The following is a 15,477-nucleotide window of genomic DNA, read 5'->3' on the forward strand; positions in this document are numbered from 1 at the left end:
CCTAGGCGGCCCTCCGGCATTCGTCTTGACGAGGGGCGGGCGCGAAGGTGAACGAAGCACGGCGGAACGATGAACCCGCCGCGGCGCCGGGCTGATTCGCCGACCGTCGGTGTGCTGTTTACCGGTTGTTGCGCTCACGTTGGGCAGCAAAACGGAATGCATTTCTATCGTCTTCCGTGTGCCATCACGTACCGAATCGCCACCGCGGATCGCCGTGCTCGCCGATTCCGACACCCGGTGGAAATGGGGCGCCCTCACCGCGCACCGCCTCGCGCCGCACGCCCGGCTCGACGGCCTGCTGCTGAGGGGCCGCGCGACGCCGACGGTCCGGCAGCTCGCCGAGGTCGGCGTGCGCGCGGAGACGCTCCGCGAGATCACGGCCGTCGAGTTCGTCCGCACGGCCGACCGCGAACGGTACGACATCGTCGTCCTGGCCTGCGTCGGAGGCGCCGTACAGGCCGCACTCCACGGGCTGGCGCACGCATGGGGGACAGCGGCCCGCCGGCCCGTCGTCGTCACCGGCTATGTGGGCGTCGTCTACGAGAAGCTCGCCGACGGCCTCCTCCTCCGGCACGGCGCGGACATCGTCCTCGCCAACTCCCCTCAGGACGTGGCGCGTTTCCGCGAGGTCTACGAGGGGGCAGGGGCGGCTGCGGACAGTGTGACGGAATGGGCGCTGCCGTTCCTCTCCGAGGCGACCGGAGCCGATGCCGGGGGTGCTGGTGCCCCAGGGGGTTTCCCGGGAGGCGCTGTCGGGGCCGAACCCCGGCCGTTCACCGTGGTGTTCGCCGCCCAGCCCTCCGTGCCGGAGAGCCGCGCCGACCGGACGTACCTGCTGGGCCGCGCGGTGCGGCACGCCCGGCTGCACCCCACGCGCGACGTCCTCATCAAGCTCCGCAGCAAGCCCGGCGAGCACACCACGCACATCGAGGAACTCCCGTACCAGAAACTGGCGACGAGGATCTCGGGCGGGCTGCCGCCCAACTGCCGCCTCGTGTATGGGCACATGGGCGAGGTCCTCGACCGCACCGACCTCCTGGTCACCGTCAGCTCCACCGCCGCCCTGGAGTCACTCCACCGGGGCGTCCCCACGGCCGTCCTCACCGACCTCGGCGTCCGCGAGGCGCTCGGTAACCACCACTTCCTCGGATCCGGCTGCCTCGCCTCCTGGGACCGGCTCGACGCCGGGGAGCTCCCCGAGGCGGACGCGGAGTGGGTCGCGCGCCAAGGCGTCGCCGCCGTCGGCCCGTACGCCCACGGCACCGTCCACGACGCGGCGCGCAGGCTCGTCGCCGGGCTCGTCGCCCGCCCCGCGCTCCCCCCACTCGCGCCGTACTACACGCGCGCGACGGCGCCCGGCTACCTCCCCGGCGTCCTCGCCCGCCACGGCCTCGACCCGGACGGGCGGCCCCTGCCGGGCGCCGTCCGGGAACCCGGCGAACCGGGCGCCGTGCGGCGGGCCGTACGGGAGGCCGCCCGGGGGGCGTACCGGCACGGTGTGCAGCGGGTGGCGCCGGTGATCCGGCGGCTGGGGGAGCTGTGAGTCGTTCTGTGGAAGGAACGGAAGGGGCCGCCATGTCCGTTGTTCTCGCCGTCATCCCCGCCCGCGGGGGGTCGAAGGGCGTGCCCGCCAAGAACCTCGCACCGGTCGGGGGAGTGCCGCTCGTCGCCCGCGCGGTACGGGAGTGCCGGGCGGCGCGGCTGGTCACCGACGTGGTCGTCTCCACGGACGACGCCGGGATCGCGGCCACGGCGCGGGGGGCCGGGGCGGTGGTGGTGCAGCGGCCTCCGGCCATCGCGGGGGACACGGCGTCGAGCGAGGCGGCGGTGCTGCATGCGATGGAGGCGTATGAGGCCATGTGCGGGCGGCGGGTTGCCGTTGCGGTTCTGGTGCAGTGCACCAGTCCTTTTCTGACGGCTGCCGATGTGGACGGGGTTGCGGCGGCGGTGGTCGAGCAGGGGGCGGATACGGCGCTGACCGTGGCGCCGTTCCACGGCTTCGTGTGGCGGGATTCCCCTGCCGGTGCCCCTGCCGGTGCCCCTGCCGGTGCCCCTGCCGGTGCCCCTGCCGGTGCCCCTGCCGGGGAGGGCGGCACCTTGGCTGCGGGCCCTGCCGGGGGCTTTTCCCCAGCCCCGCCCCTTCCCGAAACCGGGGGAGACCCCCGGACCCCCAGCGGCCTGCGGCCGCGTCCTCAATCGCCGGACGGGCTGGATCGCGTGGCCGCGCTGCCTGGCCAAGCCCGTCCGGCGATTGAGGACACCGCACGGCAGCGCGGTTCCGGGGGTCGGGGCGGAGCCCCGGATTGGGGGGCCGGGGGCTTGCCCCCGGCAGGGTCCGCCGACCACGGCGAGCCGCCCGCACCCGTCCCCCCGCGGAGCGGCGGGCACGGCGTCAACCACGACAAGAGCCATCGCCCCCGGCGGCAGGACCGGCCCGAGGATCTGCTCGAGACCGGGGCCGCGTACGCCATGCGCGCGGAAGGATTCCGCGCGCACCGGCACCGGTTCTTCGGGCGTACCGAGCTCGTGCGGACCGACCCCGCCCGCGTGCTGGAGATCGACGACCCGCACGACCTCGCCCGCGCCCGCGCCCTCGCGCCGCTGCTCGACGGGCCCGCCGCCGCAGCCCTGCCGGGCCTGGCGGACGTCGACGCCGTCGTCATGGACTTCGACGGCACCCAGACCGACGACCGGGTCCTCATCGACTCCGACGGCAGGGAACTCGTCGCCGTGCACCGCGGCGACGGCCTCGGCGTCGCCGCCCTGCGCCGTGCCGGGCTGGCGCTGCTCATCCTGTCCACCGAGACCAACGCCGTGGTCGCCGCGCGCGGCCGCAAGCTCAAGGTGCCCGTACTGCACGGCATCGACCGCAAGGACCGGGCGCTCAAGCAGTGGTGCGACGACCACGCCGTCGCCCCCGACCGCGTCCTCTACGTCGGCAACGACGTCAACGACCTGCCCTGCTTCGGACTGGTCGGCTGGCCCGTCGCCGTCGCGGACGCCCACGACTCCGTGCGCGGCGCCGCCCGCGCCGTGACCTCCGCACCGGGCGGCAGCGGAGCACTCCGCGAGATCGCCTCCTGGCTCCTCGGCCCCACCCTCTGATCTCCGAGCCCCTTAAGGAACCGCCCCGAATGACCCCGCGCACCCGCACCTTCGGCAACCGGACCGCAGGCCCCGGCCACCCCGTCTACATCACGGGCGAGATCGGCATCAACCACAACGGCGACCTCGGCAACGCCTTCGCCCTCATCGACGCCGCCGCCGACGCGGGCTGCGACGCCGTGAAGTTCCAGAAGCGCACCCCCGAGCTCTGCACCCCCCGCGACCAGTGGGACGTCGAACGCGACACCCCCTGGGGCCGGATGCGCTACATCGACTACCGCCACCGCGTGGAGTTCGGTGAGGAGGAGTACCGCCGGATCGACGAGCACTGCCGCGAGCGCGGCATCGACTGGTTCGCCTCGCCCTGGGACACCGAGGCCGTCGCCTTCCTGGAGAAGTTCGACGTCCCCGCCCACAAGGTCGCCTCCGCCTCGCTCACCGACGACGAACTGCTCCGCGCCCTGCGCGGCACCGGCCGCACGGTCGTCCTCTCCACCGGCATGTCCACCCCGCGGCAGATCCGGCACGCCGTCGAGGTGCTCGGCAGCGACAACATCCTGCTCTGCCACGCCACCTCGACCTACCCCGCCAAGGCCGCCGAGCTCAACCTCCGGGTGATCCACACCCTCCAGGCGGAGTACCCCAATGTGCCGATCGGCTACTCCGGCCACGAGACCGGCCTCCAGACCACCCTGGCCGCCGTCGCCCTCGGCGCCACCTTCGTCGAGCGGCACATCACCCTCGACCGGGCCATGTGGGGCTCCGACCAGGCCGCGTCCGTCGAACCGGGCGGCCTCCAGCGGCTCGTGCGCGACATCCGCGTCGTCGAGGAGGCCCTCGGGGACGGGGTGAAGAAGGTGTACGAGAGCGAACTGGGGCCGATGCGGAAACTGCGCCGTGTCGCCGGCGCCGTCGCCGAGGGCGTCGACCGCGAACCCGCAGCGGTCTGACGGGCCCTGAGGTGACCGCGCCCGCCGGGCCGTCCGCCCGCACCCTCGCCTTCGTCGAGAGCCCGGTGCAACTCCTCAACGTCCTCGAATGGGCGTACGCGCACGGCGGCCGCGGGGACGAGCCCGCGGCCCGGCCGCTCCGCGACGGCATCCCGCGCCAGCCCCGGAACCGCGAACCGGCCCGCGAACCGGCCCGTGAACCCGCCCGCGAACCGGCCCGTGAACCCGCCGGTGGGCCGGCCCGTGAACCGGAGCGCGACCCGGCCCGCGACCCGGCCCCGATACGGCCCGCGGACACCGGCCTCGTGATCGTGGTCCTGGCCCCGCACGACCCCATGACCCGGGGTCAGCTGCGCCGCATGGCGGAGCTCGCCCGGGACCAGGGCCACCAGGTGCGCTGGGAGGAGGCGCGGGGCGGGCCGGGCGCCCCGGTGCAGACGATCGGCACGCTCGCCGGGCCGCTCCGCAGGGCGGGGCGCGTCGTCATCGGAGATCCCTTCTCGCGTTATGTGCAACTGCTACTGACGATCACTCGGGCCCCCGAGCTGGTCGTCGTCGACGACGGCACCGCCACCATGGAGTTCGTCGCCCAACTCGCCCGTGGGGAACGCCTCGTACGGTGGCACCGGCGCGGCAGCCACGGGGCGCGTGATCTTGCGTTCGCGCCGGTCTCCGCTTCCGCGCGCCGTCGGCTCACGCCGAACGACCGCCGGACGGTTGCGGTGTTCACCTCGATGCCCGTCGAGCCCCCGCCCGGGGTGACCGTCACGGCCAACGACTTCGCCTGGACCCGGGCCGCCTTCGGCCCGCCCCGGCTCACCCGCGGCACCGACCTCGTCGGCACCTCGCTGGTCGAGACCGGCGTCGTCGACCCGGAACGCTACCTGGACGCGGTCGCCGGACTGGCCCGTACCCACGGCGCCACCCGCTACTTCGCGCACCGCAGGGAGAACGCCGACAAGCTGCGCCGCGTGCGGGACCGCACCGGCCTGGAGGTCGTACGGCCCGAGCTGCCCCTGGAGCTGATCGCCCGTCGGGGCCCCATCGGCCGCACGGTGCTCAGCTTCCCCTCCACCGTGGTGCACACCCTGCCGCTGGCCCTCGCCGGGACCGGTGTCACCGTCGCCGTCTGCGACATCGACCCCGTATGGCTCACCGAGGGGGCCTCGCCCCGGGCCCGGGGCTTTCTCTCCGAGGTGACCGACACCGCCCCTGATGTGCGACGACTTCCGGTCATGCCGATGAGCGCCCCCTGAGCCTTAAATAAATCTCCTACCCGCCCCGCGACCCATCCATGCGGCTGAACTTTTCTAGATCTGGGGGCAGTTGCGGGGGTGAGGGCTCTACCCTTCAGTGCGTGAACCATCTGATGCCTCCGCCCGCCGACCCCGACACCGCCGACAGCAGCCTGCCCGGTGCGCTCCCGGCCGCACTGCGCGCCGAACTCATCGCGTTCCGCCGGGACTTGCACATGCACCCGGAGCTCGGGAACCGTGAGTTCCGGACCACCGCGGCGGTCAAAGCGAGGCTGGAGAAGGCGGGCCTCAAGCCCCGCACCCTCTCCACCGGCACCGGGCTCTTCTGCGACATCGGACGGGACCTCTTCGCGGAGGCCGGGCATCACACCACCACGGCCCGGGGCATGCTCGCCTTCCGCGCCGACCTGGACGCGCTGCCCATCCCGGACACCAAGACGGTCCCGTACCGCTCGACCGTCCCCAGAATGGCGCACGCCTGCGGCCACGACGTGCACACCACCGTCGTCCTCGGCGCGGGTCTCGTCCTCGCCGGGCTCGCCGAGCGGGGCGAGCTGCCGCACCCGGTCCGGCTGATCTTCCAGCCCGCCGAGGAGGTGCTGCCCGGCGGAGCCCTGGACGCCATCGAGTGCGGCGCGCTGGACGGGGTGGGCCGGATCATCGCGGTGCACTGCGACCCCAAGGTCGAGGTCGGCCGCATCGGCCTGCGGCACGGCGCGATCACCTCGGCCTGCGACCGGCTGGAGGTCTCGCTCGACGGTCCCGGCGGCCACACCGCGCGCCCGCACTTCACCACCGACCTGGTGACCGCCGTCGCCCGGGTGGCCACCGACGTGCCCGCCGTCCTCGCGCGCCGCGTCGACGCCCGCTCCGGCCTCTCCGTCACCTGGGGACGGATGGAGGCCGGGCACGCCTGCAACGTCATCCCGCAGCACGCCGAGCTCTCCGGCACCGTCCGCTGCCTGGACCTGCACGCCTGGCGGGACGCCCCGGACCTGCTGCACGCCGCGATCGACGAGGTCGCCACGCTGCACCGCGCCAAGTCGGAGATCAACTACGTCCGCGGGGTGCCCCCGGTCATCAACGACCCCGAGGTCACCGAGCTGCTGCGGCGCTCCATGACGGCACGCCGCGGACCGCACTCGGTCGAGGACACCGAGCAGAGTCTCGGCGGCGAGGACTTCTCCTGGTACCTGGAGCACGTCCCCGGCGCCATGGCCCGCCTCGGCGTCCGCCCGGTGGGCGACAACACCCGGCGCGATCTGCACCGTGGCGACTTCGACGTGGACGAGGGGGCGATCGAGTCCGGGGTGGAGCTCTTCACCGCCGCCGCGCTGCTCGACGGCCGCATGCCTTAGACGTCATGCCTTAGGCACCATGCCTTAAGTACCTCAGGCAACAAAGCCTTTGGGCGATCCTCCAAGGGGTCGCCCGGGGATCTCGGAGCGGTCCGCGGGCCGTCCGGCGGGGTTTTCCGGGCGTTACGGGCGTATTTCCCGGGGGTTCGCGACCAATCGTTCGGCAATCGGGTCAAGAATCGTTCGCATCGGTCCGATAACGGCTTTGAAGCACCCCTTTTATCTCCATCTACGCGCGTTACGATGCCCGCGAACCAGCGCCGACGGAGGCGCTTCGAGTGAAGGGGCCCTTCGTGCGCCGGGTATCCACAATCACTGTCGCGGGTGTTACCACCGCGGCTCTCGCATTCACTCTCACCGCCTGTGGTGAGTCCTCGACCGAATCCGGTGGGGGCAAGGACAAGGGCGTCGGTCTCGCCTTCGACGTCGGCGGTCGTGACGACCACTCCTTCAACGAGTCCGCGGCCCGTGGCCTGGACAAAGCTATGAAGGAGCTCAAGGTCGACGGCAAGATGATGACCGCCAAGAACGGCGAGACCGAGGCGGAGCGCGAGCAGCGCCTCAGCTCGCTCGCCGACAAGGGCTACAACCCGGTCATCGGCGTGGGCTTCAACTACAAGAACTCGATCGAGAAGGTCGCGAAGGACTTCCCGAAGACCAGCTTCGCGGTCGTCGACTCGGTCGCCGCGGGCCCGAACGTCGAGAGCATCACCTTCGGCGAGCAGGAGGGCTCCTACCTGGCCGGTGTGGCCGCCGCGCTGAAGTCCAAGACCAAGAAGGTCGGCTTCATCGGCGCCACGCAGAACGCGCTGATCCAGAAGTTCCAGGCCGGCTTCGAGCAGGGCGCCAAGGACACCGACTCCAAGATCGAGGTCCGCTCCGACTACCTGTCGAGCACCGACAAGGGCTTCAACGACCCGGCCTCCGCCAAGGAGAAGGCCAAGGGCATGCTCGACCAGGGCATCGACGTGATCTACTCGGCGGCCGGCCTGTCCGGCAACGGCTCCATCGAGGCCATCTCCGAGAAGAAGGGCACCTGGGCGATCGGCGTCGACTCCGACCAGTACCAGCAGCCCGGCCTGGAGAAGTACAAGAACTCCATCCTCACCTCGGTCGTGAAGAACGTCGACGTGGCGGTCTTCGACTTCATCAAGAGCGTCCAGGACGGCAAGCCGTTCACCGGTGAGCGCAAGTACCTCCTGAAGGACAACGGCGTGTCGCTGGCCACCTCGGGCGGCTTCATCGACGACATCAAGTCGCAGATCGAGGAAGCCAAGAAGAACATCGTGGACGGCAAGATCACGGTCAAGACCAGCTGAACCCGTGACCCGGGGGCCGGTGCGAACCGGTCCCGACAGGTCACGGGCCCGGCGGTGGGGAAGGCCTCCCCGCCGCCGGGCCTCACCGTGCGTCCCGTCCGCAGGACGGGACGCCTCTTGCCAACGCTACGCGCGTAGCTAACCGTTGACGCGTGTAGCGTCGGCGCCGCCCTCCCCCGGAGCCCGCCCGATCCCCGCACGGCCGGCCCGGTTCCTCCCGCTCCCTTCCCCGAGGAGAGTGCGCCATCAAAGCGTCCACAGAACCCAGCGGCACCACTGCACCAGCGGTGGAACTCGCGGGTATCACCAAGCGGTTCCCCGGAGTCGTCGCCAACCACGACATCCACCTGACGGTCCGCCGCGGCACCGTCCACGCCCTCTGCGGCGAGAACGGCGCGGGCAAGTCGACCCTGATGAAGATCCTCTACGGCATGCAGAAGCCGGACGAGGGCACCATCACCCTCGACGGGGAGCAGGTGTCCCTGCACTCCCCGGCCGACGCGATCGCCCGCGGCATCGGCATGGTGCACCAGCACTTCATGCTCGCCGACAACCTCACCGTGCTGGAGAACGTCGTCCTCGGCGCCGAGAAGCTCCACGGCATCGGCGGCAAGGCCAAGGCGAAGATCAAGGAGATCTCCGACGCCTACGGGCTCGGCGTCCGTCCCGACGCCCTGGTCGAGGACCTCGGTGTCGCCGACCGCCAGCGAGTGGAGATCCTCAAGGTCCTCTACCGCGGCGCCCGCACGCTGATCCTCGACGAGCCCACCGCCGTCCTCGTCCCGCAGGAGGTCGACGCGCTCTTCGACAACCTCCGCGAGCTCAAGGCGGAGGGCCTGACGGTCATCTTCATCTCGCACAAGCTCGGCGAGGTGCTCTCCGTCGCCGACGACATCACCGTGATCCGCCGCGGCACCACCGTCGGCACCGCGGTGCCCAGCGAGACCACGCCCAAGCAACTGGCCGAGCTGATGGTCGGCGAGGAACTGCCCTCGCCCGAGACCCGTGAGTCCACGGTGACCGACACCCCGATGCTCACCGTCGACGGGCTGCACCTGTCGGCCACCGACCCCGACGGCGTCATGCGCGCCGTGCTCGACGGCATCTCCTTCACCATCCACAAGGGCGAGGTCCTCGGCATCGCGGGTGTGGAGGGCAACGGGCAGGCCGAGCTGGTCGAGGCCGTCATGGGCATGCGCGACCCCGACGGGGGCACCGTGACCCTCGACGGCACCGACATCAGCCACGTGCCCACGCGCAAGCGGCGCGAGGACGGCATCGGCTACATCCCCGAGGACCGCCACCGCCACGGCCTGCTGCTGGAAGCCCCGCTGTGGGAGAACCGCATCCTCGGGCACGTCACCGAGGCGCCCAACAGCAAGGGCGCGCTCCTCGACCTCAAGGCCGCCCGCGCCGACACCGAGCGCATCGTCCGCGAGTACGACGTGCGCACCCCCGGCATCGAGGTCACCGCGGCCTCCCTGTCCGGCGGCAACCAGCAGAAGCTGATCGTCGGCCGCGAGATGAGCCACCTGCCCAAGCTGCTCATCGCCGCGCACCCCACCCGGGGCGTGGACGTCGGTGCGCAGGCGCAGATCTGGGACCAGATCCGCAAGGCGCGCCACGAGGGCCTGGCGGTGCTGCTGATCTCCGCCGACCTGGACGAGCTCATCGGGCTCTCCGACACCCTGCGGGTGATGTTCCGCGGCCGCCTGGTCGCCGACGCCGCCCCCGCGAGCGTCACACCGGAGGAGCTCGGCTCCGCGATGACGGGTGCCGCCAGCGGTCACCTCGAACACGAGGCGGGCGCAGCGGAAACGGCGCAGGAGGCAGCACAGGAAGCAGCACAGGAAGACGACGCGTCGGCAGACGCGCGCGAGGAAGAGGAAGGGGGCGACGGCAAGTGAGCATCATGAAGAAGGCCGACCGGGACAAGCTCGTCCTGGGTCTCGCCGCGCCGGTGCTGGCCATCGTGGCAGCCGTGGCCATCACGTCGGTGATCATCGGGGTGACCGGCAAGGATCCCTTCCACGCCTACCAGGTGATGATCGACTACGGGTCGAAGAGCGACTCCCAGGTCTGGATCATCAACAAGGCGGTCCCGTACTACCTGTCCGCGCTGGCCGTCGCCATCGGCTTCCGGATGAACCTCTTCAACATCGGTGTGGACGGCCAGTACCGCATCGCGGCGTTCTTCGCCGCGGTCGTCGGCGGCGCCATGACGATGCCGGGCATCGTGCAGATCCCCGTCATCATCATCGTCGCGATGGTCGTGGGCGCGCTCTGGTCCGGCATCGCCGGTCTGCTGAAGGTGACCCGCGGCGTCAACGAGGTGATCAGCACGATCATGCTCAACGCCATCGCGGGCTCGATCATCGGTTACTTCCTCCAGGACGGGCGGCTCGCCAAGAAGGAGGGCAACATGATCCACACGCCCTTCCTGCCGGACTCCGCCCACTTCTTCGAGTTCCCGACGCAGCCCAAGCCGGTCTACGGCTTCGTGGTCATCGCGGTGGTCGTGGGCATCGGCTACTGGTTCGTCCTCAACCGCACGCGCTTCGGCTTCGACCTGCGCACCGTCGGTCAGTCCGAGACCGCGGCCCAGGCCAGCGGCGTCGACGTCAAGCGCATGGTGATCACCTCGATGGTGACCTCCGGCGCCACCGCGGGCCTCGTCGGCATGCCGACCCTGCTCGGCGTCTCGTACAACTACGGCACCGACTTCCCCGCCGGCATCGGCTTCACCGGTATCGCCATCGCGCTCCTCGGGCGCAACCACCCCATCGGCATGGCCCTGGCCGCCCTCCTCTGGGGCTTCCTGGACCGCACCAGCACCCAGCTGGAGTTCGAGGGATACGCGCAGGAGATCGTCGGCGTGGTCCAGGGCGTCATCGTCCTCTGCGTCGTCATCGCCTACGAGGTCGTGCGCCGCTACGGCCTCAAGACCCAGCAGCGGAAGGTCGGCGAGGAACTCGCCGCACAGGCCCGCAAGAGCGACAAGGCGGAGGTATCCGCGTGAGCACGACCTTCACGGCCGCGGTCAGCAACGCGCTGAGCGGCAACAACAAGTCCGGCGGCCGGAGGCTCACCACCCCCGTCGTCCTGCTGGCCGTCGCGGGAGCGCTGCTGCTGCTCGCCGTGCTGCGCGCGATCACCGGCGCCGACGACCTGACCTCCTCCGGCCAGTTCAGCGGCGCGCTCGCCGCGGCCGTGCCGATCGGTCTCGCCGGTCTCGGCGGTCTGTGGGCCGAGCGCGCGGGCGTCGTCAACATCGGCCTCGAAGGCATGATGATGCTCGGCACCTTCTGCGCGGGCTGGATGGGCTGGCAGCACGGCCCCTGGATCGCGGCCCTCGCCGGCGTCGTCGGCGGCGCGCTCGGCGGCCTCGTGCACGCGATCGCGACCGTCACCTTCGGCGCCGACCACATCATCTCCGGTGTCGCCATCAACATCCTGGCGCTCGGCGTCACGCAGTACCTCGCCAAGCTGACCTTCGGCAAGGAGGGCAGCGCCGCCCAGCTCGCGGGCGGCAACGACAAGCAGTCGCCCGTCATGCCGAACATGCCCGACTTCTCGATCCCGGGCCTGTCCGACTGGCTCAACAGCGTCGAGAACCACCACTGGTTCTTCGTCTCGGACCTCGCGGGCATCGTCGACGGCCTGGTCACCCACGTGTCCTGGCTGACGATCGTCGCCGCGCTGCTCTTCGTCGGCACGTTCTTCGTGCTGTGGCGCTCGGCCTTCGGCCTGCGCCTCCGCTCCTGCGGCGAGAGCCCGGTCGCCGCCGAGTCCCTCGGCGTCAACGTCTACACGTACAAGTACGTGGCCGTGATCGTCTCCGGCGCCCTCGCGGGCCTCGGCGGCGCGTTCCTCGCGATCGGCACGCACATGTACTCCGACGGCCAGACCGGCGGCCGCGGCTACATCGGTCTCGCGACCATGATCTCCGGTAACTGGCGGCCGGGCGGCGTCGCGATGAGCGCCGGCCTGTTCGGCTTCATGGACAGCCTCCAGCTGCGCTCCGGCGGCACGACCGTCCACGCGCTGCTGCTGCTCCTCGCCGTGCTGCTGGTCGGCCTCGCCGCCTGGCGGTTCAAGGCGGGCAAGCCCCGGGTCGCGATCGTCGCCGGTGCCCTCGCCGCCGCGCTGGTCGTCTGGTACGTGCTCACCAAGGCCGTGCCGGGCGAGTTCGTCGACGCCACCCCGTACGTCGCCACCCTGCTGGTGCTGTCGGTGTCCGCGCAGCGCCTGCGGATGCCGAAGGCGAACGGCAAGCCCTACCGGAAGGGTCAAGGAAAGTGACCTCCCCCATCGACTGGGAGGAGCTGCGGTCGCAGGCCCGGGACGCGATGTCCCGGGCCTACGCCCCGTACTCCGACTTCCCCGTGGGCGCCGCGGCGCTCGTCGACGACGGCCGTGTCGTCACCGGATGCAATGTGGAGAACGCCGCCTACGGTGTCGCCCTGTGCGCCGAATGCGGGCTTGTCTCCGCCCTGTTCTCCTCCGGCGGCGGCCGTCTGACGGCCTTCACCTGTTGCGACCGCAAGGGCAATGTCCTCATGCCGTGCGGCCGCTGCCGCCAGCTTTTGTGGGAGCACGGCGGCCCGGAACTCGCGGTCGACACGACCACGGGCATCCGCCCGCTGGCGGAGCTGCTGCCCGATGCGTTTGGGCCCGCCGACCTGAATCGTTGAAGATGTCCCTAAGCTCCCCCAGCTAACGCTGGGCGGTGCCCCCAGGAGGGGCTTTTTGCGGAAGCCCCTCCGGGTCACTTTCCGGCCCCGGGAAGACTGAGGACGCACGAACTTAAGGAAAATGTGCTGATGGACGCCATTTCCGTGATCCGCGCCAAGCGCGACCGCGGTCGACTGACCGACGAGCAGATCGACTGGGTCATCGACGCGTACACGCGCGGCGAGGTCGCCGACGAGCAGATGTCCGCGCTCGCGATGGCCATCCTGCTCAACGGCATGGACCGTGCCGAGATCGCCCGCTGGACCGCCGCGATGATCAAGTCCGGCGAGCGCATGGACTTCTCCTCGCTCCCGCTGCCCACGGCGGACAAGCACTCCACCGGCGGCGTCGGCGACAAGATCACGCTGCCGCTGGCCCCGCTCGTCGCCGCCTGCGGCGCGGCCGTGCCGCAGCTGTCCGGCCGCGGCCTCGGCCACACCGGTGGCACGCTCGACAAGCTGGAGTCCATCCCCGGCTGGCGCGCGCTGCTGTCGAACGACGAGATGATGCGGGTCCTGCGCGACGTCGGCTCCGTCATCTGCGCCGCGGGCGACGGCCTGGCCCCGGCCGACAAGAAGCTGTACGCGCTGCGCGACGTCACCGGCACGGTGGAGGCGATCCCGCTGATCGCCTCGTCCATCATGTCCAAGAAGATCGCCGAGGGTACGGGCTCGCTCGTGCTCGACGTCAAGGTCGGCTCCGGCGCCTTCATGAAGAACATCGCCGACGCGCGGGAGCTCGCCTCCACGATGGTCGGCCTGGGCACCGACCACGGCGTCAGGACCGTCGCCCTGCTCACCGACATGTCCACCCCGCTGGGCCTGACCGCGGGCAACGCGCTCGAGGTCCGCGAGTCCGTCGAGGTCCTGGCGGGCGGCGGCCCGGCCGACGTCGTCGAGCTGACCCTCGCCCTGGCGCGCGAGATGCTCACCGCGGCGGGCCTGCCGGACGCCGACCCGGCCAAGGCGCTCAAGGACGGCTCCGCGATGGACCACTGGCGCCGCATGATCCAGGCCCAGGGCGGCGACCCGGACGCGACCCTCCCGGTCGCCCGCGAGCAGCACGTCGTCACCGCCACCGCCACCGGTGTCCTCACCGCCCTCGACGCCTACGCCGTCGGCGTCGCCGCCTGGCGCCTCGGCGCGGGGCGGGCCCGCAAGGAGGACGCCGTCCAGGCGGGCGCGGGCATCGAGATGCACGCCAAGCCGGGCGACACCGTCACGGCGGGCCAGCCGCTGCTGACCCTCCACACGGACACCCCGGAGAAGTTCGACTACGCCCTGTCCGCGCTGGACGGCGGCGTCGAGATCTCCCCGGAGGGCACGGCCTTCACGCCGAACCCGATCGTGCTGGACCGCATCGCGTAACTCCGCGTCCGGCACGCCGAAGGGCCCGCTCCCACCAGGACAGGTGGGGGAGCGGGCCCTTCGGGTTCCTGGCCCCCTATCGGCGAGCCACCGCGGCCGGTGAACGGCGCTCCACGAGCGCCTGCCGCGTCGCGTACAGCGTGACCGAACCCGCGGCCAGCATGGCCAGCAGGCCGAGCACCACCGTCCCGTCCCACCCGGCACTGCGATACGCGACAGCGCCCAGCGTGCCGCCCAGCGAACTCCCCAGGTAGTACGCCGTCTGGTAGAGCGCCGACGCCTGGGCCCGCCCCGTCCTCGCCGTGCGGCTGACCGAGGACGACGCCACCGCGTGCCCCGCGAAGAAGCCCGCCGTGATGAGGACCAGCCCCGCCAGCACCGCGGCCAGCGAATCCGTGAGCGAGAGCAGCAGCCCCAGCGTGGTCGTGCCCATCGCCAGGTACAGCGCCCCGCGCCGCCCCAGCCTGCCGACCAGCTTCCCGGCCGCGGCCGACGAGACCGTACCGACCAGGTAGACGAGGAAGATCGAGCCCACGACCCCCTGCGGCAGGGAGAACGGCGCCTCCGCCAGCCGGAAGCCGATCACCGTGTACACCGCGCCGAAGACGGTCATGAACAGCGCGCCGATCGCGTACAGCCGCCGCAGCAGCGGATCCGCGAGGTGCCCGCCGACCGTACGGGCCAGCGCGCGCGGCGACACCGCGGCCGGCGTGAAGTGCCGCGCCTTGGGGATCAGCAGCCGGAAGGCCACCGCGCACACCACCGCCAGCACGCCCACCGCGCCGAGCCCGGCCCGCCAGCCCCACGCCTGCGCCGCCCAGCCGGCGACGATACGGCCGGACATGCCGCCGATACTGTTGCCTGCCACGAACAGACCGATCGCACCGACCAGCGCCCTGGCGCGCACTTCCTCCGCGAGGTACGCCATCGCGGAGGCGGGCAGCCCCGCCAGCGCCGCGCCCTGGACGGCGCGCAGCGCCACCAGCGAGCCCAGGTTCGGGGCGAACGGCACCAGCAGGGCCACCAGGGCGGCCACACACAGGGAGACGGTCATCATCGTCCGCCGTCCGAAGCGCTCCGAGAGCGCGCTCAGCGGGACGACGGCGACGGCGAGCGCGCCGGTCGCGGCGGAGACGGTCCAACTCGCCTGATCCGGCGTCACCCCGAGGTCGTCGGAGATCGCGGGAAGCAGCGCCTGCGTGGAGTAGAGCAGGGCGAAGGTGGCGACACCCGCGGCGAAGAGCGCGAGGCTCGTCCTGCGGTAGCCGGGCCCGCCGGGCACCAGCTTGTTGTCATCGGCAGAGGAAGGAGCGGGGGACGACAGTGCGGAGGCACCCGAACGCGCGGTGACGACGGATGCCCCGGTATCGGCAGGAGACATGTCCCGA

The 15,477-nt window shown here is 71.6% G+C and carries 12 protein-coding genes; 11 read left to right on the top strand and 1 reads right to left on the bottom strand.

What is annotated here, in order from left to right; all coding sequences use genetic code 11:
* Window positions 1-178: 178 nt before the first annotated feature.
* From ACWD4A_RS12220 to ACWD4A_RS12270, 11 genes are all read left to right on the top strand, one after another.
* Window positions 179-1,543, top strand: coding sequence for a DUF6716 putative glycosyltransferase (locus ACWD4A_RS12220; protein ID WP_451192735.1), 1,365 nt, complete (start codon window positions 179-181; stop codon window positions 1,541-1,543).
* A gap of 32 nt (window positions 1,544-1,575) precedes the next feature.
* Complete coding sequence (locus ACWD4A_RS12225; protein ID WP_451192737.1) at window positions 1,576-3,105, top strand: cytidylyltransferase domain-containing protein; 1,530 nt, start codon at window positions 1,576-1,578, stop codon at window positions 3,103-3,105.
* A 29-nt stretch (window positions 3,106-3,134) separates the two neighbouring features.
* A complete protein-coding gene (locus tag ACWD4A_RS12230; protein ID WP_451192740.1) occupies window positions 3,135-4,055 on the top strand; it encodes an N-acetylneuraminate synthase family protein in 921 nt (306 codons plus the stop codon).
* An 11-nt stretch (window positions 4,056-4,066) separates the two neighbouring features.
* The gene (locus ACWD4A_RS12235) at window positions 4,067-5,311 is read left to right on the top strand and encodes a hypothetical protein (protein WP_451192742.1); all 1,245 of its coding nucleotides are present in this window, start codon (window positions 4,067-4,069) and stop codon (window positions 5,309-5,311) included.
* A gap of 113 nt (window positions 5,312-5,424) precedes the next feature.
* On the top strand, window positions 5,425-6,669 hold the full coding sequence (locus ACWD4A_RS12240; protein WP_451192834.1) for an amidohydrolase: 1,245 nt from the start codon (window positions 5,425-5,427) through the stop codon (window positions 6,667-6,669).
* A 293-nt stretch (window positions 6,670-6,962) separates the two neighbouring features.
* A complete protein-coding gene (locus ACWD4A_RS12245) occupies window positions 6,963-7,988 on the top strand; it encodes a BMP family lipoprotein (protein ID WP_451192744.1) in 1,026 nt (341 codons plus the stop codon).
* 287 nt (window positions 7,989-8,275) lie between these two features.
* Entirely contained in the window at window positions 8,276-9,895 is a 1,620-nt protein-coding gene (locus ACWD4A_RS12250; protein ID WP_451192747.1) for an ABC transporter ATP-binding protein, read from the top strand.
* 5 nt (window positions 9,896-9,900) lie between these two features.
* Window positions 9,901-11,007: an ABC transporter permease gene (locus ACWD4A_RS12255; protein ID WP_451192836.1), complete on the top strand. Its 1,107-nt coding sequence runs from the start codon at window positions 9,901-9,903 to the stop codon at window positions 11,005-11,007.
* Window positions 11,004-12,290, top strand: coding sequence for an ABC transporter permease (locus ACWD4A_RS12260; RefSeq protein WP_451192750.1), 1,287 nt, complete (start codon window positions 11,004-11,006; stop codon window positions 12,288-12,290). The genes ACWD4A_RS12255 and ACWD4A_RS12260 overlap by 4 nt, the downstream gene beginning before the upstream one ends.
* Entirely contained in the window at window positions 12,287-12,682 is a 396-nt protein-coding gene (locus ACWD4A_RS12265) for a cytidine deaminase (RefSeq protein WP_451192752.1), read from the top strand. The genes ACWD4A_RS12260 and ACWD4A_RS12265 overlap by 4 nt, the downstream gene beginning before the upstream one ends.
* A 123-nt stretch (window positions 12,683-12,805) precedes the next feature.
* Window positions 12,806-14,089: a thymidine phosphorylase gene (locus ACWD4A_RS12270; protein WP_451192754.1), complete on the top strand. Its 1,284-nt coding sequence runs from the start codon at window positions 12,806-12,808 to the stop codon at window positions 14,087-14,089.
* A 76-nt stretch (window positions 14,090-14,165) separates the two neighbouring features.
* On the opposite strand, the gene ACWD4A_RS12275 is transcribed toward ACWD4A_RS12270, so the two are convergent.
* Window positions 14,166-15,470, bottom strand: coding sequence for an MFS transporter (locus ACWD4A_RS12275; RefSeq protein ID WP_451192756.1), 1,305 nt, complete (start codon window positions 15,468-15,470; stop codon window positions 14,166-14,168).
* Window positions 15,471-15,477: the final 7 nt, after the last annotated feature.

Source organism: Streptomyces sp. NPDC002537 (assembly GCF_053594975.1).

What these genes read in the sequence shown, in the direction of transcription:
- ACWD4A_RS12225 (WP_451192737.1), top strand. Translation starts at nt 1,576, where the DNA reads ATGTCCGTTGTTCTCGCCGTCATCCCCGCCCGCGGGGGGTCGAAGGGC.
- ACWD4A_RS12230 (WP_451192740.1), top strand. Translation starts at nt 3,135, where the DNA reads ATGACCCCGCGCACCCGCACCTTCGGCAACCGGACCGCAGGCCCCGGC.
- ACWD4A_RS12240 (WP_451192834.1), top strand. Translation starts at nt 5,425, where the DNA reads ATGCCTCCGCCCGCCGACCCCGACACCGCCGACAGCAGCCTGCCCGGT.
- ACWD4A_RS12255 (WP_451192836.1), top strand. Translation starts at nt 9,901, where the DNA reads ATGAAGAAGGCCGACCGGGACAAGCTCGTCCTGGGTCTCGCCGCGCCG.
- ACWD4A_RS12275 (WP_451192756.1), bottom strand. Translation starts at nt 15,470, where the DNA reads ATGTCTCCTGCCGATACCGGGGCATCCGTCGTCACCGCGCGTTCGGGT.